This is a genomic window from Enterobacter cloacae complex sp. CDL013, assembly GCF_049238805.1.
GTDB lineage: Bacteria > Pseudomonadota > Gammaproteobacteria > Enterobacterales > Enterobacteriaceae > Enterobacter > Enterobacter hormaechei_C.
The window spans coordinates 492,589-514,048 of sequence record NZ_JBMKGT010000002.1; the positions used below are offsets into that span (position 1 = coordinate 492,589).

General features: G+C 58.2%; 14 protein-coding genes, 2 tRNA genes and 1 pseudogene. 6 read left to right on the plus strand and 11 right to left on the minus strand.

Going from position 1 to position 21,460, the window contains the following annotated elements; translation table 11 throughout:
• Positions 1-38 precede the first annotated feature (38 nt).
• Together ACOTXD_RS05290 and ldtA are read left to right on the plus strand one after the other, a co-directional pair.
• Positions 39-2,732 carry a cation-transporting P-type ATPase gene (locus ACOTXD_RS05290; protein ID WP_061856579.1) on the plus strand — a complete coding sequence of 898 codons (2,694 nt, stop codon included), beginning with the start codon at positions 39-41 and terminating at the stop codon, positions 2,730-2,732.
• 62 nt (positions 2,733-2,794) lie between these two features.
• Positions 2,795-3,718 carry a L,D-transpeptidase gene (ldtA, locus tag ACOTXD_RS05295; protein ID WP_032659287.1) on the plus strand — a complete coding sequence of 308 codons (924 nt, stop codon included), beginning with the start codon at positions 2,795-2,797 and terminating at the stop codon, positions 3,716-3,718.
• A 92-nt stretch (positions 3,719-3,810) separates the two neighbouring features.
• Here the strand turns inward: ldtA and ACOTXD_RS05300 are convergent.
• Positions 3,811-3,886: transfer RNA gene (locus ACOTXD_RS05300), tRNA-Asn, on the minus strand.
• 320 nt (positions 3,887-4,206) lie between these two features.
• Here ACOTXD_RS05300 and nac point away from each other — a divergent pair.
• On the plus strand, positions 4,207-5,124 hold the full coding sequence (nac, locus tag ACOTXD_RS05305) for a nitrogen assimilation transcriptional regulator NAC (RefSeq protein WP_003859531.1): 918 nt from the start codon (positions 4,207-4,209) through the stop codon (positions 5,122-5,124).
• A gap of 96 nt (positions 5,125-5,220) precedes the next feature.
• Positions 5,221-6,171 (plus strand): HTH-type transcriptional regulator Cbl, encoded by a 951-nt coding sequence (cbl, locus tag ACOTXD_RS05310; RefSeq protein ID WP_003859532.1) that lies wholly within the window; start codon positions 5,221-5,223, stop codon positions 6,169-6,171.
• Positions 6,172-6,270: 99 nt separating this feature from the next.
• On the opposite strand, the gene ACOTXD_RS05315 is transcribed toward cbl, so the two are convergent.
• The 6 genes and pseudogenes from ACOTXD_RS05315 to ACOTXD_RS05340 form a co-directional block, all read right to left on the minus strand.
• Positions 6,271-6,346 (minus strand) — tRNA-Asn (locus ACOTXD_RS05315).
• Positions 6,347-6,513: 167 nt separating this feature from the next.
• Entirely contained in the window at positions 6,514-8,703 is a 2,190-nt protein-coding gene (locus ACOTXD_RS05320; protein ID WP_061856577.1) for a TonB-dependent siderophore receptor, read from the minus strand.
• 26 nt (positions 8,704-8,729) lie between these two features.
• Complete coding sequence (locus tag ACOTXD_RS05325; RefSeq protein WP_061856576.1) at positions 8,730-10,055, minus strand: lysine N(6)-hydroxylase/L-ornithine N(5)-oxygenase family protein; 1,326 nt, start codon at positions 10,053-10,055, stop codon at positions 8,730-8,732.
• Positions 10,052-11,794 (minus strand): IucA/IucC family protein, encoded by a 1,743-nt coding sequence (iucC, locus tag ACOTXD_RS05330; protein WP_126501452.1) that lies wholly within the window; start codon positions 11,792-11,794, stop codon positions 10,052-10,054. Before iucC ends, ACOTXD_RS05325 begins: the two co-directional genes overlap by 4 nt.
• Positions 11,791-12,737, minus strand: a pseudogene (locus ACOTXD_RS05335) (GNAT family N-acetyltransferase). Before ACOTXD_RS05335 ends, iucC begins: the two are co-directional and overlap by 4 nt.
• Complete coding sequence (locus ACOTXD_RS05340; protein ID WP_126501450.1) at positions 12,737-14,479, minus strand: IucA/IucC family protein; 1,743 nt, start codon at positions 14,477-14,479, stop codon at positions 12,737-12,739. The pseudogene ACOTXD_RS05335 and the gene ACOTXD_RS05340 overlap by 1 nt, the downstream one beginning before the upstream one ends.
• A gap of 138 nt (positions 14,480-14,617) precedes the next feature.
• Here ACOTXD_RS05340 and ACOTXD_RS05345 point away from each other — a divergent pair, with 138 nt between their 5' ends.
• Positions 14,618-15,817 carry an MFS transporter gene (locus tag ACOTXD_RS05345; RefSeq protein ID WP_045350299.1) on the plus strand — a complete coding sequence of 400 codons (1,200 nt, stop codon included), beginning with the start codon at positions 14,618-14,620 and terminating at the stop codon, positions 15,815-15,817.
• Between the two features lie 3 nt (positions 15,818-15,820).
• On the opposite strand, the gene mtfA is transcribed toward ACOTXD_RS05345, so the two are convergent.
• Complete coding sequence (mtfA, locus tag ACOTXD_RS05350; RefSeq protein WP_003859539.1) at positions 15,821-16,618, minus strand: DgsA anti-repressor MtfA; 798 nt, start codon at positions 16,616-16,618, stop codon at positions 15,821-15,823.
• A gap of 266 nt (positions 16,619-16,884) precedes the next feature.
• Here mtfA and ACOTXD_RS05355 point away from each other — a divergent pair, with 266 nt between their 5' ends.
• Positions 16,885-17,787, plus strand: coding sequence for a LysR family transcriptional regulator (locus tag ACOTXD_RS05355; RefSeq protein ID WP_003859540.1), 903 nt, complete (start codon positions 16,885-16,887; stop codon positions 17,785-17,787).
• Here ACOTXD_RS05355 and ACOTXD_RS05360 read toward each other — a convergent pair.
• From ACOTXD_RS05360 to ACOTXD_RS05370, 3 genes are all read right to left on the minus strand, one after another.
• Positions 17,759-18,547, minus strand: coding sequence for a substrate-binding domain-containing protein (locus tag ACOTXD_RS05360; protein ID WP_023324918.1), 789 nt, complete (start codon positions 18,545-18,547; stop codon positions 17,759-17,761). The two genes, ACOTXD_RS05355 and ACOTXD_RS05360, sit on opposite strands and share 29 nt — an antisense overlap.
• 6 nt (positions 18,548-18,553) lie before the next feature.
• Positions 18,554-19,855: an MFS transporter gene (locus tag ACOTXD_RS05365; protein ID WP_003859542.1), complete on the minus strand. Its 1,302-nt coding sequence runs from the start codon at positions 19,853-19,855 to the stop codon at positions 18,554-18,556.
• A 260-nt stretch (positions 19,856-20,115) separates the two neighbouring features.
• The gene (locus ACOTXD_RS05370; protein WP_061856573.1) at positions 20,116-21,411 is read right to left on the minus strand and encodes a serine hydrolase domain-containing protein; all 1,296 of its coding nucleotides are present in this window, start codon (positions 21,409-21,411) and stop codon (positions 20,116-20,118) included.
• Positions 21,412-21,460 lie beyond the last annotated feature (49 nt).

The window sequence follows — 21,460 nt, forward strand, 5'->3', positions numbered from 1 at the left end:
AGCAAGGTGATTTCTGAAAAGAACCCGAGGAAGGAACGATGATAACAGAAAAGCCTCACCGCCCGTATTATCAACAGACCGTTGATGAAACCCTGACAAATATCCAATCCAGCCTCGACGGACTCAGCAGTACAGAAGCGACCGCCAGGCTGGAAAAATACGGCGAAAACGCCTTACCGCAAAAACCGGGTAAACCCGGCTGGCTGCGCTTTCTGGCCCATTTCAACGATGTCCTTATTTACGTCCTTCTGGCGGCGGCGCTGCTGAAGTTGATAATGGGACACTGGGTGGATATGTTTGTCATTCTTGGGGTGGCTATCATTAACGCCCTGATTGGCCATATTCAGGAGAGCAATGCGGAGAAGTCGCTACAAAGCATTCGTAATATGCTCTCCAGCGAGGCTGTGGTCATCCGGCAGGGCAACCATGAAACTATCCCGACGACAGCGCTGGTGCCGGGAGATATCGTGGTGATACGCGCCGGGGATCGCATTCCTGCCGATCTTCGCGTGATAGAGGCGCACAACCTGCGGGTGGAAGAAGCTATTCTCACCGGCGAATCCACGGTAGTGGAGAAAAGCAGCGATGTGCTCAGCGGCGAACTCCCGTTAGGTGACCGTTACAATCTGCTGTATTCGGGCACCACCGTCAGCTCCGGCGGGGGAAAAGGGCTGGTGGTGGCAACCGGTGGGGAGACCGAACTCGGCCATATCAACCAGATGATGTCAGACATTGAAAAACACCGTACCCCGTTGATGGTGCAAATGGACAAGCTCGGCAAGACCATTTTTATCACCATTCTGGTGATGATGCTGGCGCTGTTCGTTTTCAGCCTCATCTTCCGCGATATGCCCGTTTCAGAGCTGGTGCTGTCGCTGATTAGCCTTGCGGTGGCGGCGGTGCCGGAAGGATTACCGGCCATTATCTCGATCATCCTCTCGCTGGGCGTGCAGGCGATGGCGCGTCGCAAGGCGATTATTCGCAAGCTGCCTACCGTGGAAACGCTGGGGGCGATGACGGTTATCTGCTCGGATAAAACCGGCACCCTGACCATGAATGAGATGACGGTAAAAGCGGTGATTACCGCGGACACCACCTACCGCGTCGAGGGAGACAGTTACGAACCGGTGGGCGCTATTCACCCTGTTGACGATCCAACACCGGTCACCGTGACCCAGGGATCTGTGCTTGAGCGCTATCTGCGCACCGTCGATCTATGTAATGACAGCCAGCTGATCAAAGATGAGCAGGGGCTGTGGAAAATCACCGGCGGGCCAACCGAAGGCGCGCTGAAGGTGCTGGCGGCCAAAATCCCGCTTCCGACAATTGACGCCGAATTGCGCAGTAAAATCCCATTCGATTCGCAATATAAATACATGTCCACCCTTTATCACCTGGGCGACGAAGAGGTGATGTTAATCACCGGTGCGCCGGACGTCCTTTTCCGTCTTTGCCAGCACCAGCAGACCCAAAACGGGCTGGAGCCGTTCAACCTGCACTATTGGGAAGAGAAGATTGAAGAGTATGCGCGCGAGGGATTGCGCATGGTGGCTGCGGCCTGGAAACCGGCCGCCAGCGGGCAGCGCGAGCTGACGCATGCGGATCTGCAAGAAGGGGTCATACTGCTCGGCATTGCGGGCATGATGGATCCCCCGCGCCCGGAAGCCATTTCGGCCATTGCCGACTGCTTGCAGGCGGGCATTCGCGTGAAAATGATTACCGGGGATCATCCACAAACGGCGATGAGCATTGGACAGATGCTGGGTATTGGCAACGCGGCGAGCGCCATTACCGGGCGCGAGCTGGAGGCGATGGACGACCACCAGCTGAGCGAGGCGGCGCAAAAATACGATATCTTTGCCCGAACCAGCCCGGAAGATAAATTCCGCCTGGTGCAGGCGCTGCAAAGTAAGCAGGAAGTGGTCGGAATGACCGGGGACGGGGTGAACGATGCGCCTGCGCTGAAGCGGGCGGATGTCGGCATCGCGATGGGGATCAAAGGTACTGAAGTCACCAAAGAAGCCGCCGATATGGTGTTAACGGATGATAACTTTGCCACCATTGCCCGGGCGGTCCATGAAGGGCGTCGGGTCTACGACAACCTGAAAAAGACCATTTTGTTCGTTATCCCGAGCAACATCGCCCAGGCCCTGCTGATCATTATTGCCCTGCTGGCGGGGAACCTGATCCCGTTAACACCGGTACTGATCCTGTGGATGAACATGGCAACCTCGGCAACGCTGTCGTTTGGCCTGGCGTTTGAAGCGGGTGAGAAGGACATCATGAACCGGCCGCCGCGTAAGTCTAACCTGCATGTGATGGACGGATATGCCATCTGGCGAGTGGTGTTTGTCGGACTGATGATTGCCATCAGCGCCTTTGTGCTGGAGGCCTGGCTGCAACCACGCGGTTACTCGCCGGAGTTCATCCGCACCGTGTTGCTGCAAACGCTGGTCACCGCCCAGTGGTTTTACATGCTCAACTGCCGCGTCACCGACGGTTTCTCCCTGAGTAAAGGTCTGCTGGCTAATAAGGGGATATGGATCGTGAGCGGCGTACTTCTGGCCCTTCAGCTTCTGATCATCTATGCGCCGTTCATGCAAATGCTGTTCGGTACCGAAGCGCTACCGTTCCGCTACTGGATCATTACCTTCCTGATTGGGTTTGCGATGTTCATGATTGTTGAAGCAGAAAAAGTCCTTACCCGGAGATGGCGCACGACGAAAAGATGACTGAATGAGCAGGCTAAGCCTGCCCACCGGCAGGCTTTCTCTTTGACTGAGTACAGAACACTATGATTCGATTTGCCTCGTTCGTTTTTACGCTTGGTATTCTGGTTCCCGCTGCATCTGCTGTAACCTACCCCCTCCCTCCCGAGGGCAGCCGCCTGGTGGGGGCGCCGATCACCATCACCGTGCCTGAGGGCAATACTCTGCCGCTCGAAGCGTTTGCAGCGCAGCACGGACAGGGGTTGAGCAATATGCTGGAAGCCAACCCGGGGGTGGATCCGTTTTTACCGCGAGCCGGAACACAGCTTGCGGTGCCGCAGCAGCTTATTCTGCCGCCAACGGTGCGCGAGGGAATTGTGGTGAACGTCGCGGAAATGCGACTTTACTATTATCCACCCGGCAGCAACACGGTTGAGGTGCTGCCTATTGGCATCGGTCAGGCCGGGCGCGAAACGCCGCGTAACTGGGTAACCGCCGTTGAGCGCAAACAGGAAGGCCCAACCTGGTCACCCACGCCAAATACGCGACGCGCTTACGCGAAGGAAGGGAAAACGTTGCCCGCGTTCGTTCCCGCCGGGCCGGATAACCCGATGGGGCTGTATGCCCTCTATATCGGCAGGCTGTACGCGATCCACGGTACCAACTCAAATTTCGGCATTGGTCTGCGCGTCAGCCAGGGCTGCATTCGCCTGCGTAATAACGATATCAAATACCTGTTCGATAACGTTTCGGTGGGGACGCGGGTACAGCTTATCGATCAACCCGTAAAAGTGACCACGGAGCCGGACGGTAGCCGTTGGGTAGAGGTTCACGAGCCGCTTTCACGCAATCGCGCGGAATTTGAATCGACAAATAAGGTGCCGCTGCCCATTTCAGCCGCACAAAGGACGCAGCTGATAAGTGAAGGGGCGGGCGCTGAACTGGAACGGCGGTCGGGGATGCCGGTGAAGCTTGCTATGACTGGTAGCGCTTCGCTTGCCGGGCCTTGAGTACCGTAGGTCGGGTAAGCGGAGCGCCACCCGACAAACTTACCGAACGCAGAAAAGCAAAAAGCCTGCTTTAAAAGCAGGCTTTTCAAATTTGGCTCCTCTGACTGGACTCGAACCAGTGACATACGGATTAACAGTCCGCCGTTCTACCGACTGAACTACAGAGGAATCGTGTGAACGGGGCGCATATTATCGACCTCCGTACGCCTTGTCAAAGGATGTATCGCCCACTTCAGACTGTTTGCTGACAAAACCAGCAAAGTGACGTTTTTGCCAACGGAATGCACCATTATTGTGCAGATATACCCCGAATGGGGCAGATCGGAAACCGTTGTCCCCAACTCAAAACAGGCATCAGTGATTGGCTTTCCTTATTTTCAGCCGCTTAGCAGAGACATACACCCGCTGCAAAAAACTGGCATCCATATTGCAAAACCTGTTTAACAACACAGCCGTTACCGGCACGCTATTTTCGAACAGGGGGCAACATGAACTTAAGACGACTGAAATACTTCGTAAAAATCGTCGATATCGGCAGCCTGACCCAGGCGGCTGAAGTGCTGCATATCGCGCAGCCTGCGCTGAGCCAGCAGGTCGCGACTCTGGAAGGCGAAATGGACCAGCAACTGTTGATCCGCACCAAGCGCGGCGTAACGCCTACCGAAGCGGGAAAAATTTTATATACCCATGCCCGCACGATCCTGCGTCAGTGTGAACAAGCGCAGCTGGCCGTGCACAATGTGGGTCAGACCCTGAGTGGCCATGTCTCTATCGGGCTGGCGCCGGGAACGGCCGCATCGTCGGTAACCATGCCGCTGCTTCAGGCGGTGCGAGCAGAGCTACCGGAAGTGCTGGTTTATCTGCATGAGAACAGTGGTTCCGTGCTCAATGACAAACTGCTCAACGGTCAGCTGGATATGGCGGTGCTGTACGATCGCTCCCCGGTTGCCGGGATCACCAGCCAGCCGCTGCTGAAGGAAGATCTTTATCTGGTCGGTACCCGTGATTGCCCTGGCCAGAGCATTGATTTAACCGCTGTGGCAGAGATGAACCTGTTTCTGCCGCGCGACTACAGTGCCGTGCGCGTGCGCGTTGACGAAGCGTTTTCGCTGCGCCGTCTGACGGCGAAGATCATCGGCGAGATCGACTCCATCTCCACGCTGACTGCCGCCATTGCCAGCGGCATGGGTGTAACGGTTCTGCCCGAGTCTGCCGCACGTTCACTGTGCAGCGCGGCAAACGGCTGGATGGCCCGTATCACCACGCCATCCATGAGCTTACCGCTGTCGTTAAATATGTCCGCGCGCGGCTCCCTGTCACCGCAGGCGCAGGCGGTGAAAGAGATCCTGATGTCTCTGGTCAGTAAGCCGTCGCTGGAAAATCGCGAGCTGCAACTGGTCAGCTGATATTCCAAATAAGCATAAGATGCTGGTTTTTATTATTTGTTCTCCAGCCCGGCTGACTCTAACAATAGCCTTATGTCAGATGCGCCGGAGTGAATTGTGAATTTCCAGCAACTTAAAATTATTCGTGAGGCGGCCAGGCGGGATTACAACCTGACCGAAGTCGCCAATATGCTTTACACCTCTCAGTCGGGCGTCAGCCGGCATATCCGCGAGCTGGAGGAGGAGTTAGGCATTGAGATTTTTATCCGTCGCGGCAAGCGCCTGCTGGGTATGACCGAGCCAGGCAAGGCATTACTGACCATCGCTGAGCGCATTCTCAACGAGGCCAGCAACGTTCGCCGGCTGGCGGATCTCTTTACCAACGACGCTTCCGGTGTGCTGACTATCGCCACCACCCATACACAGGCGCGCTACAGTCTTCCGACGGTTATCAAAGCATTTCGTGAGATCTTCCCGGACGTACGTCTCGAACTGATCCAGGGCACGCCGCAGGAAATCGAAGTGCTGCTGCATAACGGCGGAGCCGATATCGGTATCGCCAGTGAACGGCTGAGCAACGACCCGCTGCTGGTGGCGTTCCCGTGGTTCCGCTGGCACCACAGCCTGCTGTTACCCGCCGATCACCCGCTGAATCAGGTTTCGCCGTTGACGCTGGAAGAGATCGTCAAATGGCCGCTGATTACCTACCGGCAGGGCATTACCGGGCGCTCGCGCATTGATGAAGCGTTCAAGCGTAAAGGGCTCACGCCGGACGTGGTGCTGAGCGCGCAGGATTCCGACGTGATCAAAACCTACGTCGAGTTAGGGCTGGGGATTGGCCTGGTGGCCGAGCAGTCTGGCGGAGAATATGAGGCCGGAAATCTGGTGCGTCTGGATACGCGTCACCTGTTCGATGCGAATACCGTCTGGCTGGGGCTAAAGCGCGGGCAGCTTCAGCGTAACTACGTGTGGCGTTTTATTGAGCTATGCAACGCGGGCCTGTCGGTGGATGAGATCAAACGCCAGGTGATGGAGCCGGAAGAGGTGGCGATTGATTATCAGATTTAGTCGCTAATCAGTAGGCCGGGTAAGGCGCAGCGGCCACCCGGCAAATTTACCGAACCCACAAAAGCAAAAAGCCTGCTTTAAAAGCAGGCTTTTCAAATTTGGCTCCTCTGACTGGACTCGAACCAGTGACATACGGATTAACAGTCCGCCGTTCTACCGACTGAACTACAGAGGAATCGTGTGAACGAGGCGCATATTATCGACCTGCGTGCGCCTTGTCAAAGGGGAAAACACCGTTTTTGTTCGTTTGTCGACAATTTCAGCAAACCGATGATTTAATAGCAAATTTGCTTTCAAATTGCACAGCAAATCGCGCCGCCCGCAGACAGGCGGCGCGCAGGATCAGAACAGAACGGAGTAATTCAGACCAAACGTACGTCCACGGCCTTTATAAGTATAAAGACCCGGTGCGCCGTAGGTTGGGCTATACAGCCCCGGTGCGCGCTGGCCCCAGGCGGTGGTGTAGTCTTTGTCCAGCAGGTTCTCCACGCTGAAGCTGACTTTGCCCACCGGCAGGGCGTAGCTACCCAGGAAATCAACGGTGTTATAGCCATCAATCTTCTTACCGTCGGCGTCAGACACGTCAAAGGTTTGTGTGCTCTGCACGCGTAGCGTCCAGTCGCCCGGCGCCCAGTTGACCCATGCGCTGGCTTTAGACGGGCTGGCGCTGTCGACCGTCAGCTTCTCCCATTTCCCGTTTTCACGCGTTTCGGACTTGATGGCGTTAAAGTTCGCCCCGGTGCTCCAGTCGCTGTCGGTGAAGAAATAGTCCACCTGGCCTTCAACCCCATAGATACGACGTTTGTCGTCCTCCAGGTTGATGGTCATGTCGCTCTTGTTGATGGTGATGGTTTTATCCGAGAGCGAGTAGTATGCCGCCACCTGGGTACGCAGGTTATCGCCGGTGAAGCGCCAGCCGAGCTCGTAAGCATTGACCTTAATCCCGTCCAGCGTTGAGTCGTTCACATTGACGCTGTTTTGCAGACGATAGTGACCATCGACCAGCTGATAGGTGCCGGAGCCGTAGTACTTCGCCAGGTCCGGGATCTCGAAGCCCTGGGAGAAGTTAAACCACAGCTGTTGCTGTTCGGTCAGACGTCCAAGGATCCCGGCGTTAAACAGGAAGTTGTTGTAGTCGGTTTTCCCGCCCGGCACCGCGTCAGCGGAGGTGGCTTTGCCCGTGGCGATTGCCTGCTGCTGGGCGTAACCGACAAAATCGTCCACCTTGTTTTCGGTGTACTGATAACGCACGCCGCCGCTCAGGGTGATGGCGTCAATGTCATAGCTGGCTTGCAGGAACGGCGCGAGGTTGGTAATGCTGTAACCCGGATAACGGCCCACGTTGTAGGCATTGTCCAGCTCCATGCCGCCGCTCGCCGCCGCTTTGCTTAAGTCGAAGAACTGCTGGTTGGCATCGAACGTTTCATGGTCGGCATCCACGCCCCAGGTGAGGGTCAGGGCGTCCATCGGCTTGCTGTTCAGCGTCAGCTTGCCGCCGTAAAAATCGGTTTTCTGCTGGGACGCGCCAATGCTGGTCACCGCGCCTTTGCTCAGCGTCGGGAACGGGTAGTAGGTCAGACTCTCATCACGGTAGTAAATCTGCGCAACCAGATCCTGACCCCAGAAATCGGTGTTCGAGTATTGCAGGTTGATCAGGTGACGCTCTGTGCCCGGGATACGGTCAGAGTTCAGGTTGTCTTTGTTATAGGCTTTGGCATCGCCCGTGACCGCAGCGAAATTCTCCCCAAGGAACAGGCCGTGCTTGCCGTCAGATTCGCTCTTGTAGTACTGCGTGGTTAACTGGAGCTGCTGATGATCGTCGATGTTGATGGTGCCTGTCCCCATCACGTCGATACGGTCGGAATACTGCAAGCCGGTCTGGGTGTTATCGATAATCACCTCGTCGCCGTTGCCGTCATACCAGCCGCCGTAGCGCTGATAGGAGACCGACAGACGACCAGAGGCGTTGTCATTGCCGCCGCTCACGGCTGCGGAGACGTTCTCATCATGGTCGTTATGGCTGTTAAACCCGCTTTTTGCCCCGGTCTGGAACTCCACTTCGGTCTCCGGCTGGCCTTTTTTGGTGACGATGTTCACCAGCCCGCCGGTACTGCCGCCGCCGTACAGCGAGGTGGCGCCGGAGATCACTTCGATGCGGTCAATGTTGAACGGATCGATAGAGTCGAGCTGGCGGCTGTCGCTGCGGGACGAGTTCAGACGTACGCCGTCCACCATCACCATCATGGAGCGACCGCGCAGGTTCATGCCGTAGTTGGTACGTCCCTGGCTGCTGACGTCCATGCCGGGGATCAGCTGGGCCAGAACGTCTTTAATCTCTTTCCCGCCCTGAACCTGCTGCTCAATTTCCGCCCGCTCAATAACCCAGGTGGTTTGCGCCATCTCTGCCACGCTGCGATGTGCCCGGCTGGCGGAGACCACAATATCTTCTTCCTTTTGTTCTTCCGCCCACGCAGAGGTAGAAAGCATGGCAAGCAAGCACGGATTTAAAACCCAAAGATGAGAACGTTTCATTGTTATGTTGATCCTGAATGTGTGTGTCAGTACTCGGTGGTCTTTATTAATGATTTAAAAACCTGGCTGCTCTCCGGGCTGGTGGTGCTCCGCCAGTGGATCACGCCGGGGGTGGTTGCCAGCTCAAACGGCTCGTCATCGTGAGCGCGATTCAAAATTCGCGCCGCGCGCCAGGCCATCAGGCTGAGCTGGGGTTCGGCAATACCGAGACGGTGCATCCCGGCATTCACGGCAAACAGGCGGTTGCTCTGCGGGCCGTCCCATTCAAGGGTAAAATCGTTGTTGATGCAGAAGGCTTCATCCTCATCCAGACGCAGTCGGGAAGAGAGCGGGACGAGAAAAGCAGGCTGCACGGCGCGGTAGCCGGTGGCGAAAATCACCACGTCGCTTTCAAGCTGTTCGCGCCCGCCGTCCAGGTGATGCTGGATGCTGAGGCGAGGTCCGGTTTCCTGGCGCGTCAGCGCCGTCACCGAGCGGGACGGCATCAGGTGCGCCCAGGGTTTTTCACGCAGCACTTCGAAACGGTGGTACATGGCGCGGTAAATCGCCAGCAGTGACTCGGTGGTGATCCCGTCGGAGGTCATTTTCTGCTCCTGCAACATCTGACGTCGGGCGTCGTCACCGAGGGTCGAGAAGCTGTCCACATACTCTGGCGTGAAATACTCGTTAGCAAACGCGGCTTCATCCAGCGCGTTGTAGTTGTTGCGGCGCGACACCCAGTTGAGGCTCAGCGGCTGGCCCCATTCCCCACGGAAGATATTCAGGAACAGATCCGCACCGCTCTGGCCGCCGCCGACGACGGTGACGCGCTTGCCCGCTAAATCCGGCGTGCGCAGCATCATTTCGCTGGCGTGGAAGCAGGTATCGTCCTGCGCGGTGACGCAGTCTGGCAGATTGATCTGCTTCCCAATCCCCACGCAGACGTGCCGCGCCAGGAAGCGATCCCGCTGGGTCACGATCTCAAACAGGCCGTTGTGCTCATCAAAGCTGACCTGCTGTACCTGCTGGCTGAAGGCCAGGTTGGTGAGGTTATCCGCCGCCCAGCACAGGTAGTCGGCAAACTCCTCGCGCGACACGGTGCGCTGCTCGGTGGTGAGGAAACGGTAGAACTTTTTGCGCTGTACCAGGTAGTTCAGGAAGCTGTGGCGGTTGGTTGGCTCTACGGCGCTGACCAGATCCTTCAGGAAGCTGGTCTGCATATGGCAGTCCGGCACCATCATCCCCGGGTGCCAGGAGAAGTGCGGCTTGCGTTCAAGAAACAGCGAGCTAAAACCGTCCAGCCCCTCCGCCAGCGCGGCAATACTGAGGTTGAACGGACCGATACCAATGCCGATGAAATCATAGGTTTTCATTGCGCTGACTCCCGGGAGACCAGAAAAAGAGGGTTATCAAGATCGCAGACGTAGTTCGGCAGCATGCGGCTGCCGCCGTCGTGTTCAGAGAAGGTCAGTTTGACCGGGTTGAGGATCACGCGAATAATCTGCGGCTTAAACAGGTCGAACTTCGCGAAGCGTGCCGCAAGATCCGGATGGGCGGCCATATAGCGATGTAACACCAGCGCCAGGATCTGATAGAAGCGGGTTTCATTCACGCCGCATTGCAGGGTGAGGCGGGATATAAAGCGCAGCACCGTGACAAAGTTGCCGGTTTGCAGGTCGTGGATGATGTAATCCGCGCTGAGGCGCGCCGTCACCGCTTTTACCTGCTCCGGCAGGCTCTGCGCCTGCGGGAAATCTTCATCCACCAGGCGCAAATCGCCCTGGAAATCCTTCAGCAAAATGCGCTGCGGAACGTAATCTTTCATCACCAGCGTGACGTTCTGGCCGTGGGCGATGAGCGCCACCCCGTAGCGACAGAGCAGGTGATAGAAGGGGATCACCGTCGCCTCAAACAGCTTTTCCAGCCATGCGTCAGCGGTTAACCCCGAGCGTTTGATCCATGCGTCAATCAGCGGGCGCCCCTGATTATCGGTTTCCATCAGCGCCGCCATCAGCACCGCCTGTTCACCATCCTGTAAATAGCAGGATGGGTTCTCGCGCCAGATCACCCCCAGCATCTCCTGATAGCGGTACGGCGCCTCAGGCAATGCGGCATAACCCGGATGCGACAGATATCCGGCAGCGGGTTCGCCAAGCACCTGCGCCCCGGAGCGAATCAGCGTGGCATCGCTGGCAAACTGCTGCTGTAGCCAGCGCGAGGCCAGCGGACCGGCGGCAATATACTTGCCCGGAATACCGCGATAGCAGGAGGTGTTGTAGATGGTCAGCGGCAGCTTGATGTCATACGGCGCGCGACGGCTGGCGTTGGTCAGCGTGCGCAGGGACTGCTGCGCCAGATACTCATCGCCGAACTCACCCAGCTCCACCATTTCACCGCGTGCGAGCTGCGCCAGGAAATGAATGGCAATTTTTTGTTGCCACTGCCACGGGTGCAGCGGCACCGGCAGCCAGCTATCATCCAGATCCAGCTCCTGCCAGCGGGCGTCGAACCGCTCGCGCTCGGCATCGTCCATGGCGCTGGAGAGCAGGGCGTTAATATCGCAATCGGCGTCGCTGCTCCAGACCAGACGATCGCGCTGCACGGCGACCCAGTGCAGACGAAAACGCCCGCGATATTCCGGCGCGTACAGGCGCAGGGCATCCAGCCCCCAGCCGCGGCGTCCCTTGTTGAAAATAAACTTCGGGTGACCGCGCATCAGGCACTGTAGCTCGTCCGGGTCAAGGTGGATCAGCGCATCGGCATCCAGCGTTTCACGCGCCTGCAACAGCTGCATGTCGCCCCGCAGCGTGGCGTAGAGATCTTCCATGTGCTCCGCTGTTTGCGCGTCGCTCATCTCCAGTACGGTGGCCAGTTGCAGCAGCGCGTTTTCCGCTTCGACCGCCGCGCCGCTGGTGGTGGTCAGGGTATCAGGGTCAATATGCAGCCAGCCCCAGATCCCACGCGTGGCGCGAAACTGCCAGCACGCGTTGCCCATACTGATGCGCCAGTAGTCCGCCGAATCCGGCTCGGCGCGCAGGGTGCGTTCATATTCCAGTTCGGCGAGGATCTTCGCCACCATCTCGCGGTTCACTTTCTGCCAGAGCGCGTTCACAGTTCCACCTCGTGGAAGAAGCGATGACGCTCGCTCATGATGAGACGGGAGCGTTTGTGCGGAAGTCGAACTCTTTCACCGTGTCGAAACCGGCGGACGCCAGATGGCGGAACAGACGCTGGTTGTCGAAGCGCGGTTCCGCCACAATGCGCGCCGTGCGCGGTTCATCGAGATACAGATAGTGGCTCAGGCCGCGCAGCCAGCTGCGGATATACTGCGCTCCGCGCCAGTTCTCTTCGCCCACCAGCATATGCAGCCCGCGGTCAAAGGGCTGCCAGCGATAGTGGCGGCCAATGCGGTCTTCCGCCGCCCAGTAGAGTTCAAAATAGCCGAATGGCTGATCGTCAAAGCAGCCGATCACCGGATAGCAATAGGTCGAGTCGAGCTGGCGACGCAGGTAGTTCTCCTGCTCGGCCTGCGGGCCGGCCATCTCCCAGAAAGCGTTCACGCGTGGGGTGTTCATCCAGCGGGTAAAACGCTCGCCGTCCAGCGCCACGTCCGCCACGCGGAAGCTCAGGGTGCGCTTAATCTGCGGATCGTAACGGCGATACACCTCGCCCTGTGGGCGGTGAGGGCGCAGCGGGAAGTACAGCTGACGGCTTTCGTCAAACTGCATTCCGCCGCTCGCCTGCGGGCGTTCGCCTTTCAGCCACAGCGGCAGCTGCCAGAAAATTTCACGCGCCAGATAATCTCCGTGAACGAGGCTAAACAGCGCCTGCGCCTGAGGTTCATCCTGCCAGGCTGCCCACGGCAGGGTAATGCCGGTCAGGGCGGGCGCGGCAACAAACAGCTGGTCGAGGGCGTCCACCAGCCAGCCGTCCGGGAGCCCGATCAGCCGCTCCATCACCGCGCTGCCGTCGAGACCCAGCGTCAGCGGCAGGTTTTGTTCCGTGACCGTGCAGCGAAAGCCGTAGCCGGAATGGACGATATTCGCGTTTGCCATCACGCCTTCTCCTTATAAAACGGGTTGCTGAAGTCGAAATAGATCACCGCCGGATCGACGATGGTGTTTTCGTTGCGATCGTGCAGATAGCAGAAGAAGTTGCCTTTACAGTTCCAGGTCGGGCTGTCGAGCACATAATCAAGGCAGCGGGTCTGCTTCGCCGTCGTGCGCAGTTCGGCCAGCGCGTCACGCACGCGGGACATCAGGTTCTCTTCGCTGTCGAAACCGGCAGCGGCGAGCGCGGCGGTGACGGCAAGGGTAGAGTTCAGCAGCAGGTAATAAGGGAAGTAGCGCAGCAGCTGGCTCTCACCGAAGCGGTTTTCAACTTCGGTTTCACCTGCCTCATTCAGCCACGCGTCGGCCCCTTCGGTCCAGGCGCTGCCCTGGCAGTCACGGTAGATCAGTCCAACGGGGAAATCCTGCTGCATCTCAACGAGGATATTTTGCTGGTGCGCCAGCAGGACCAGACCGTAGTCCGCCTCGGCGCTGAACAGCGGAAGCAATACGCGGTCGCAGTAGGCATCCAGCCAGCAGCGCGCGGCCTGGGCGAGGGGTAAGTCCAGACGCTGGCTCAGACGACGCACCGCCGCGGCGAGCAGACTGTCGCCGCCGTCCGGCGCGGCCTGGGTCAGGCTCACCAGCACGTTGGTTTGCGTTTCAGGGGTATCGAACAGCAGATTGACGCGCAGGGCCATCAGGCTCTCTTCCTGAATGACGCCGTGCTCATCGCGCAGCCCCGCCCAGCCGTCCTCCTGCATCACGCGCATGGTCGGGTAGCGCGCCTGGAGCCCTTGCCAGCGTGCCGTTTTCGCCAGCCGCGCCAGGCGCATGCCGCGCTTAACCTCTTTCACCGACAGCGTGCGCACGGAGTTGGTTAGGCGCACGCTCAGGGAAAACTTAATCATGTCGCTGTTGGTTTCACTGTACAGCGAGCGGGAAGAGCTGGTGGGTAGCCATGGCGCACCGGCTTCGCCCAGATCGCGCAGGGCGCCTTTTTCTACCAGACGCTGGCACCATTCCTGCTCCAGCAGATAGTCGGCCTGCCACGGGTGCATCGGCAGCAGCCAGCAGGTGTCGGTGAAGTGACCGAGAAGAGCCGGCGCGCTCTGCGCTGCAAAGCGCAGCAGACGTTCCCGCAGGGAGACATTCAGGCTGTCGCCGGTAATCAGCTCATGCTCAACCGCAAACCAGCGCAGCGGGAAGCGGGAGGCGAAATCCGGCAGATAGCGACGCGCCTCGGCCTCGTTAAACGGCTCGTGCGACTTTGGGGCAGGATGAAAAGCATGGCCGACCAGCAGCGCCTGTTCCGCTTCGGCAAAGGTCAGCGGCTTATCGCGCAGGTTTGCCCAGTTGTGGCGTAAATCAATGGCCTGCCAGGTGTGTGTATGGCTTTCCAGGACGCGCTGCTTAAAGCGAGCCAGCGTATCGGCATCCAGAGCGCCTTTAACCGTCTCTTTTTCAATAATTAAATCAATCAGTTGATGGAATGTGACCGTGTCACCGCCGTCGCTGTCGGCCTGAATCAGCGTTGCCGGGAAAAGATACTGGTGATGCTGTGTGGGGGAGAAATAGCGTACCGGAACCCGAATGGCCTGGGTTGGGGAGAGCGGGATATGAATCAGTGATAACTCATCCGCACGGGTTGCGGGAAGATAGTGCCAGTCCTTCGTTTCGCGCAGCAGCGCGTTCAAAAAACACTGGGCCGCAACATCTGTACCGGCGGAGCGGAGCAGAGTACGCATAGTTGTACCTCATTCCATGACTGATAATAATTCTCGTTATGATATTCATTCTGTTTACAGTGGCAACTATTTTTGCAATATTTGTTTTCATAAACTTCATAATTTCCACACATTTATTGACATTATCTTCACAATTTTATGCGCACCCGTACCGAGAATCTCACTGACGTTGTGGCCCCCAAAGCTAACTGGTCCCTGGCACTGGGCGCCGGTTTATTAGGTATTGGACAAAACGGTTTGCTGGTCATGCTGCCGCAGCTGGTCTCCCTGACCGGATTGTCGCTCTCCGTCTGGGCCGGGCTGTTGATGTTCGGCTCGATGCTCTTTTTACCCGCATCGCCCTGGTGGGGACGCCAGAGCGAGCGGCACGGCTGTAAGATCGTTATGCTGGCCTCGCTGGGCGGCTACCTGGCGAGCTTCGTCGTGATGGCGCTGGTAGTCTGGGCGATGGCGAACGGCGCGCTGAATGCCCTCTGGGGAATGGCGGGCCTGGTTCTGTCGCGCATGCTGTACGGCCTGACGGTATCAGGGCTGGTGCCTGCGGCCCAGACGTGGGCCATTCAACGCGCGGGGTTGGATAAAAGGATGGCGGCGCTGGCGACGATAAGCTCTGGCCTGAGCTGCGGGCGTCTGCTGGGACCGCCTCTTGCCGCGCTGATGCTCGGCGTCAGCCCGGTCGCACCGCTCTGGCTGATGGCGCTGGCGCCGTTGATCGCGCTGCTGCTGGTGCTGCGCGAAGCCGCCGATCCCCCGCTGCCGCCGGTGGCGCACCAGTCGACGCGGTTACAGGCCTCCATGCTGCCTTTCCTGGTGCTGGCGCTGCTGCTGGCAGCGCTGGTCAGCCTGATGCAGCTTGGCTTATCGCCGCATCTTCATCCGTTATTCAATGGCGATGTCGTGCAAATCAGCCATCATGTCGCGCTATTGCTGAGTCTGGCCGCCCTGGCGACCCTGGCGGCGCAGTTTCTGGTGGTACGCCCGCAGCATTTTACCCCGAGAGTTTTACTCTTAATTGCCGCAGTGCTGATGGTGGCGGGTCTTGGGCTGATGTCTCTCGCCAGTTTAGCCCTGTTCTACGTGGGCATTGTCATCACTTCGCTGGGGGCCGCCATGGCAACGCCGGGATACCAGCTTTTGCTCAACGATCGGCTGACGACGGGCAAAGGCGCAGGGGTGATCGCCACCAGCCATACGCTGGGCTACGGGGCCAGCGCGCTGCTGGTACCCGTGGTGACGCGCTTTTACGGTGAGCAGTTTTTGATTACTGCCGCATGGGGAATGGCGCTGCTGTTTCTCGCGGTGAGCGTGTGGGTACGATCGACCGATCGTACCCCTTAAACATTAGTGGAACGGATGAGAGGATGTGCTGGCTGCGTCCTCACTTTGCCGCAGACGCTGGAGTGGATCCTGCTGATAAAACTGGCAAAAACGCTGCCATAGCGCCGGGAAGCGCGGGGCAAAAAGCTCAGGTGCGCTAAAGAAATACTCGGACAGCACCGCAAAGCACTCGGCGGGATCGGTCGCGGCGTAGGCATCAATGCTGGCCGCGCTTTCACCCACCAGGTCGATCTCATCCTGAATGTTTTCCATCGCCGCGTGCAGGTCGTGCTCCCATCCCGCGACTTCACGCAGCGGGATCAGCGGCACGCCGCTGGCGCGATCGCCGTTACGGGTATCCAGCTTATGCGCCACTTCGTGAATGATCAGGTTGAAGCCCGAGGCATCGAACGAGTCTTGAATATCCAGCCAGTTGAGGATGATTGGCCCTTGCTGCCAGCTCTGCCCGGACTGCACCATACGCTGGTTGTGCACCAGCCCGATGTCATCCTCCCACTCATCATCGACGATGAACGGCGCCGGGTAGATCAGCACTTCGTGGAAGCCATCCAGCCATTCGATACCCAGCTCCAGCACCGGCAAGCAGAAGAGCAGGGCGATGCGCGAATTTTTAAGCGGATCCAGTTCGAAGCCCTGTAGCGGTACCAGCCGTTTTTGCTGTAAAAAACGCTCGGCCAGCTGAATCAGCTTTGATTGCTCTTCAGGCAAGAGATTCGCCAGCACGGGGATCGCCAGAGCCTCATCCCAGGGGAGCGCCATATTTCGACCAGCGTCGTTCGTTTTCCAGGGCCACTTAATCATCGCTTTGCTCGTTACTCGCACGTGAACAAAATGGAAAGGTCAGGGGCTGTTAGCATGCCAACATACTCTGTTAAGCAGTATGACACTCCTCATCGGCTGCATGCAGAGTGGCGGCCTGTTTAAGAGGAATCCAGCCCGCATAAACTATCACTATGTGCCGTCAGGTTGATAGCGCTTTAGGGGTATCCCCTTCATTTTGTGAAGTATGTCGTGCGCGGCTATGATAAATCTCTTCTTACCCTACCGTGCTTAAGGATCCCGTCAGTATGCCCGTCAATTTTGACCTCAACGATCTCTATGCCTTCCGCGCTTTACTGGAATACGGCAATTTCCGTCTTGCGGCAGAATCTATCTGCCTTTCCCAGTCGGCGTTGAGTCGCAGAATTGAAAAGCTGGAGGCGGCACTGGGGACAAAACTGTTCGACAGAACCACCCGGCGCGTCACGCTGACCCTGTATGGACAGACCTTTGCCGACCGGTGCGGGCAACTGCTTGCTGACGTGGAGTCCATGCTTTCGGATATCGATAAGGCCAGCGAAGAGCGCACGGGGCTGATCACCGTGGCGACGGTGCCGTCAGCCGCCTGTTACTTTATGCCGGATGTGATCCGCCGCTTTCAGTCCCGTTACCCCCGCGTGCGCATAAAACTGATCGACAGCAGCGCCGGAAATGTTATCGAGGCCGTCACCCGCGGACAGGCGGATTTTGGTATCTGCTTTGCCCGGAGTTTGCAGCCCGACATCGAGTTTGTCCCGCTGGTGGAGGATGTCTACGTGGCCGCCTGCCGACGCGACAGCCCGCTTGCAAAAAGAAAAAGCCTGACGTGGCAGGCTTTTTATCAGCAGGATTATATCGGTCTGGATAAGACCTCCGGCAACCGCAATCTTCTCGACCAGCGGGTCGGGCATATTCGGCCTGAGCGCCCCAGCATCTGCGAAACGCGGCACGTGACGACCATGCTGGGGATGGTTGAAGCCGGGATCGGCATTGCGGCCGTTCCCGCCATGTCAATGCCCCGCGCAGAGCATTCGCTGCTGACGTCGGTACCTTTAACCGAGCCTGAAGTCAGGCGAACCGTGGGGCTGATCCGCCGCCGCGGTCGGATCCAGTCCTATATTGCTGCCGAACTCGAAACGCTGATTACCGAGCAGTATCGCGAGGTGCACTGACGGGCGTTAAGCCCGTTGCCGTAATGACGCTGGCGGCCTGTGGCGAGGCGAGAAAAGTCAGCAGCGCTTTTCCCTGTTCAGGATGGTCGGCCTTCTGCGTTACGGCTCCGGCGAAACGGGTAATGTACTGCATGTCGTCAGGCAACTTACCGACAAACGTCACCCCCGGGACCGGCAGAAGCTCGCTCACCTGCTGAAAGCCGAGGTCGTATTTCCCTTTTGCCACTTCAGACGCCACCGGGATACGCTCAACCCGGTGCGCTTTATCGTGGACCTGGCCGTCTATGCCCAGCTTACGGAACAGCTGGCTCTCAACATACCGGCCGCTGGCGCTGTCGGAATAAGCCATGGAATGCGCCTTCAGCAGCGTTTGCCGCAGGGCAGGCACCGTACTGATATCCGGCACCGGCGCGCCCGCTTTGACGACCATCCCGACGGGCGAATCCGCCAGCTCCACGCGGGAGCCCGCCGCCGTCCTGCGATCCTGTTCCAGTTTCGCCAGCGCATCGCCCACCATAATCACCACGTCCGCTTTTTCGCCCCGGGCGAGCCGGGCCGGAATGGCCTGCGGCGTTTTGCCCATCGACGGGCCGGAGATCACAATGAGCCTGTCGCCGCTTTGCGCTTCGTACTGCGGCGTCAGCTTCTCCAGCGCCGCTTTGAAGCCGCCAGAAATCATCACCGTCACATCCTGCGCAAGCGCGCCCGCGCTGAGGGTGGCGAAGGTCAGGGCGGCAATCACCGTTCTGAATGTAAGCATGAGGGATCACTCCTTAACGGCAGTTTGCAGGATTAACGTGCGACGACGATAGAGATAGAGCGTTGCCAGCAGGGCGCAAACGGCGGCAAAGCTCATCCAGTAGCCCGGAGAGGCTTTGTCGCCGGTGTACTCAATTAAGGCAGTCGAAATCACCGGCGTGAAACCGCCAAAGACCGCCGTTGCCAGGCTGTAAGCCAGCGAGAAGCCCGCCACGCGCACCTCTGCTGGCATGATCTCAGTCAGGGCCGGGATCATCGCGCCGTTATACAGACCGTAGAGGAAAGAGAGCCACAGCAGCACGGTCAGCATCATTGAGAAGCTCGGGGCTGCCGCCAGCATCGTCAGCGCCGGATAGCTGGTTGCCAGCGCCAGCAGCGTCATGGCGATCAGCACCGGTTTACGCCCGAAGCGATCCGACAGCGCGCCGCCCACCGGCAGCCAGATGAAGTTGGACACCGCCACCAGCAGCGTGACCAGAAGACTGTCCGACGCGCTGAGCATCAGGACTTTTTTACCGAAGGTCGGCGCGTAAACGGTGATCAGGTAAAACGCGGTGGTGGTCATCGCCACCATCAGCATGCCCGCGACGACGACCGGCCAGTTGGCGAGCAGCGTTGTGAAGACCTGACGCATCGCCAGATGGTGGCGACGGGCGCTGAATTCCTCGGTCTCTTCGAGCTTGCGGCGCAGGAAAAAGATGAACGGCACAATCAGACAGCCAAACAGGAACGGAATACGCCACCCCCATTCGCGAATGGCACTCTCTTCCAGCACCACATTCAGCGCGAAGCCCATCGCCGCCGCGATCATAATGGCGACCTGCTGGCTACCTGACTGCCAGCTGGTATAGAAACCCTTGCGGCCCGGCGTGGCGATCTCCGCCAGATAAACCGAAACCCCGCCCAGCTCGGCACCTGCCGAAAAACCCTGCAACAGGCGGCCGGTCAGCACCAGCAGCGGTGCCCACAGGCCAATGCTCTGATAAGAAGGGATCAGCACAATCAGAAAGGTTCCGGCGGCCATAATCGACAGGGTGACGATCAGCCCTTTACGGCGGCCCACTTTATCAATGTAAGCCCCCAGCACAATGGCCCCGATCGGACGCATCAGGAAGCCCGCGCCAAAGACGGCGAAGGTCATCATCAGTGACGCAAATTCACTGCTTGCCGGGAAAAAAGTATGGGCGATGTAGGTGGCATAAAAGCCGAACAGAAAGAAGTCGAATTGCTCAAGAAAGTTGCCCGACGTGACGCGGAAAATCGCGCCCGCTTTCGCACGAACCGTTGCAGGTGAGGTTGAGGAAACCATGATTATCTCCAGTTTTATAGCGACGTTATGCTCGTCTGTTTCTGAAAACTGGATCAGGAAGTGGAAATTAATAAGCGCAAATAGCGCATAAACCGATGCGTGTGGTGCATTAATGACAATGCGTTGACCAGTATTTACATATTCAACAATAACTTAACATTTCGATGATCTTTTATTTACCACGTTTCGCTAAGTCGCTGATATATCAGTTTTGTGACACCGCGCAGATGAGAAGCCAGGCGGGGCCTGGCTTGGGATTATCAGCGCAGCGCGTTCGCAATCGCGCTAAACATCAGCGACGCTTCCAGCGGCTGGGCGCTGAATGACGGCTCTGCCTGCGGCCAGGTGGACCACTGGACGATAACCAGATTTTCTTTATGATTAACCATGATCATCTGCCCAAAAATACCCAGCGCCCACAGGGAATCCTTCAGCGAATTTTCGACTTTCGGCTCCACATTTGTGGCGGTGGCTGGCACTTCATTGTTCCACCACTGGTAGCCGTACAACCCCTTCGGATGCGCCTCGGACACCGATCCTTTGGCCTGTGTCCAGGCTGAGGACTGTTTCACCCAGCCCTCGGGGAGGATCTGCTTTCCGTCCGGCAGGGTACCGTTATGCAGGATAAACTCCCCGAAACGCCCCCAGTCTTCCAGCGTGGCGTTGAACCCATGCGCACCCACGTCGTGCTGGCCTTTGCTGTAGGCATGCCACACGCCGTCGCTCGCCATACCGTACGGCTGCCAGATGCTTTTCTCCAGATACGCCGCGAGCGTCATGCCGGTGGCGCGCTCAAGCACATCGCCTAACAGCCAGGCGCCACCCGAGGAATAGGACCAGTTTTCGCCCCCCGGGTGTTCACGGTGTAACCCCTTCACCAGGGTGCGCACACAGTCGTAGGTGCCCGGTTTCGCTTCGCATTCGGTAAGCCGGGCGAAGTCAGATTGCGCGTTGGTGTAATCTTCAGTCCACGCCACGCCCGAGGTGTGGGTGATGAGCTGTTTCAGCGTTACGCCTTCCCAGGCGGTGCCTTTTAAATCCGGTTCGTATTGGGTGACAAGGTCGTCCAGGGAGTGGATTTTCCCTTCTTTAATCGCAACACCCACCAGCGCGGAGACCACGGATTTGCCCACGGAACGCGACGTCCAGAGCGTAGAGTCGGTATTGCCTTCTCCCAGATATTTATAGGCCACTTTGCCATTTTTCAGCACCAGCATGCCGCTGACGTTCTGGCGTTTCAGGTAATCCTGAAGATTGTAAATCTTACCCTTCACCTGATAGCGGGCATCGGTGAGCGGTTTTTCTGCGGGCAGCAGTGGCGTAGCGTTGCCGTGGCGGAACACATCGCCCGCGTAGTTGCGGTAGTCATTGCGAAAGCCCACCACGCGATCGGCCTGGCTCCAGGTGAGCATGGTATGTGCGTCCGGGAGTCTGGCATCGAAAGGCGCCGGACAGGTCGTGAGTTCGGTACCGTTGCAGGCCGCCATGACGGCGGGCGAGAGCAGGCTGCTGATAACCAGCGCCGCGAGCAGTGTGCGGTTTGTTTTGATTTTCATATTTATCTCGTTTGGCTCAGGAAGGACTTCAGTTTAAGAACCTGAGGCC

Excerpts from the sequence above, each read along its gene's own strand:
- ACOTXD_RS05290 (WP_061856579.1), top strand. The coding sequence starts at position 39 with ATGATAACAGAAAAGCCTCACCGCCCGTATTATCAACAGACCGTTGAT.
- ldtA (WP_032659287.1), top strand. The coding sequence starts at position 2,795 with ATGATTCGATTTGCCTCGTTCGTTTTTACGCTTGGTATTCTGGTTCCC.
- nac (WP_003859531.1), top strand. The coding sequence starts at position 4,207 with ATGAACTTAAGACGACTGAAATACTTCGTAAAAATCGTCGATATCGGC.
- ACOTXD_RS05320 (WP_061856577.1), bottom strand. The coding sequence starts at position 8,703 with ATGAAACGTTCTCATCTTTGGGTTTTAAATCCGTGCTTGCTTGCCATG.
- ACOTXD_RS05325 (WP_061856576.1), bottom strand. The coding sequence starts at position 10,055 with ATGAAAACCTATGATTTCATCGGCATTGGTATCGGTCCGTTCAACCTC.
- ACOTXD_RS05340 (WP_126501450.1), bottom strand. The coding sequence starts at position 14,479 with ATGCGTACTCTGCTCCGCTCCGCCGGTACAGATGTTGCGGCCCAGTGT.
- ACOTXD_RS05345 (WP_045350299.1), top strand. The coding sequence starts at position 14,618 with ATGCGCACCCGTACCGAGAATCTCACTGACGTTGTGGCCCCCAAAGCT.
- mtfA (WP_003859539.1), bottom strand. The coding sequence starts at position 16,618 with ATGATTAAGTGGCCCTGGAAAACGAACGACGCTGGTCGAAATATGGCG.
- ACOTXD_RS05355 (WP_003859540.1), top strand. The coding sequence starts at position 16,885 with ATGCCCGTCAATTTTGACCTCAACGATCTCTATGCCTTCCGCGCTTTA.
- ACOTXD_RS05360 (WP_023324918.1), bottom strand. The coding sequence starts at position 18,547 with ATGCTTACATTCAGAACGGTGATTGCCGCCCTGACCTTCGCCACCCTC.
- ACOTXD_RS05365 (WP_003859542.1), bottom strand. The coding sequence starts at position 19,855 with ATGGTTTCCTCAACCTCACCTGCAACGGTTCGTGCGAAAGCGGGCGCG.
- ACOTXD_RS05370 (WP_061856573.1), bottom strand. The coding sequence starts at position 21,411 with ATGAAAATCAAAACAAACCGCACACTGCTCGCGGCGCTGGTTATCAGC.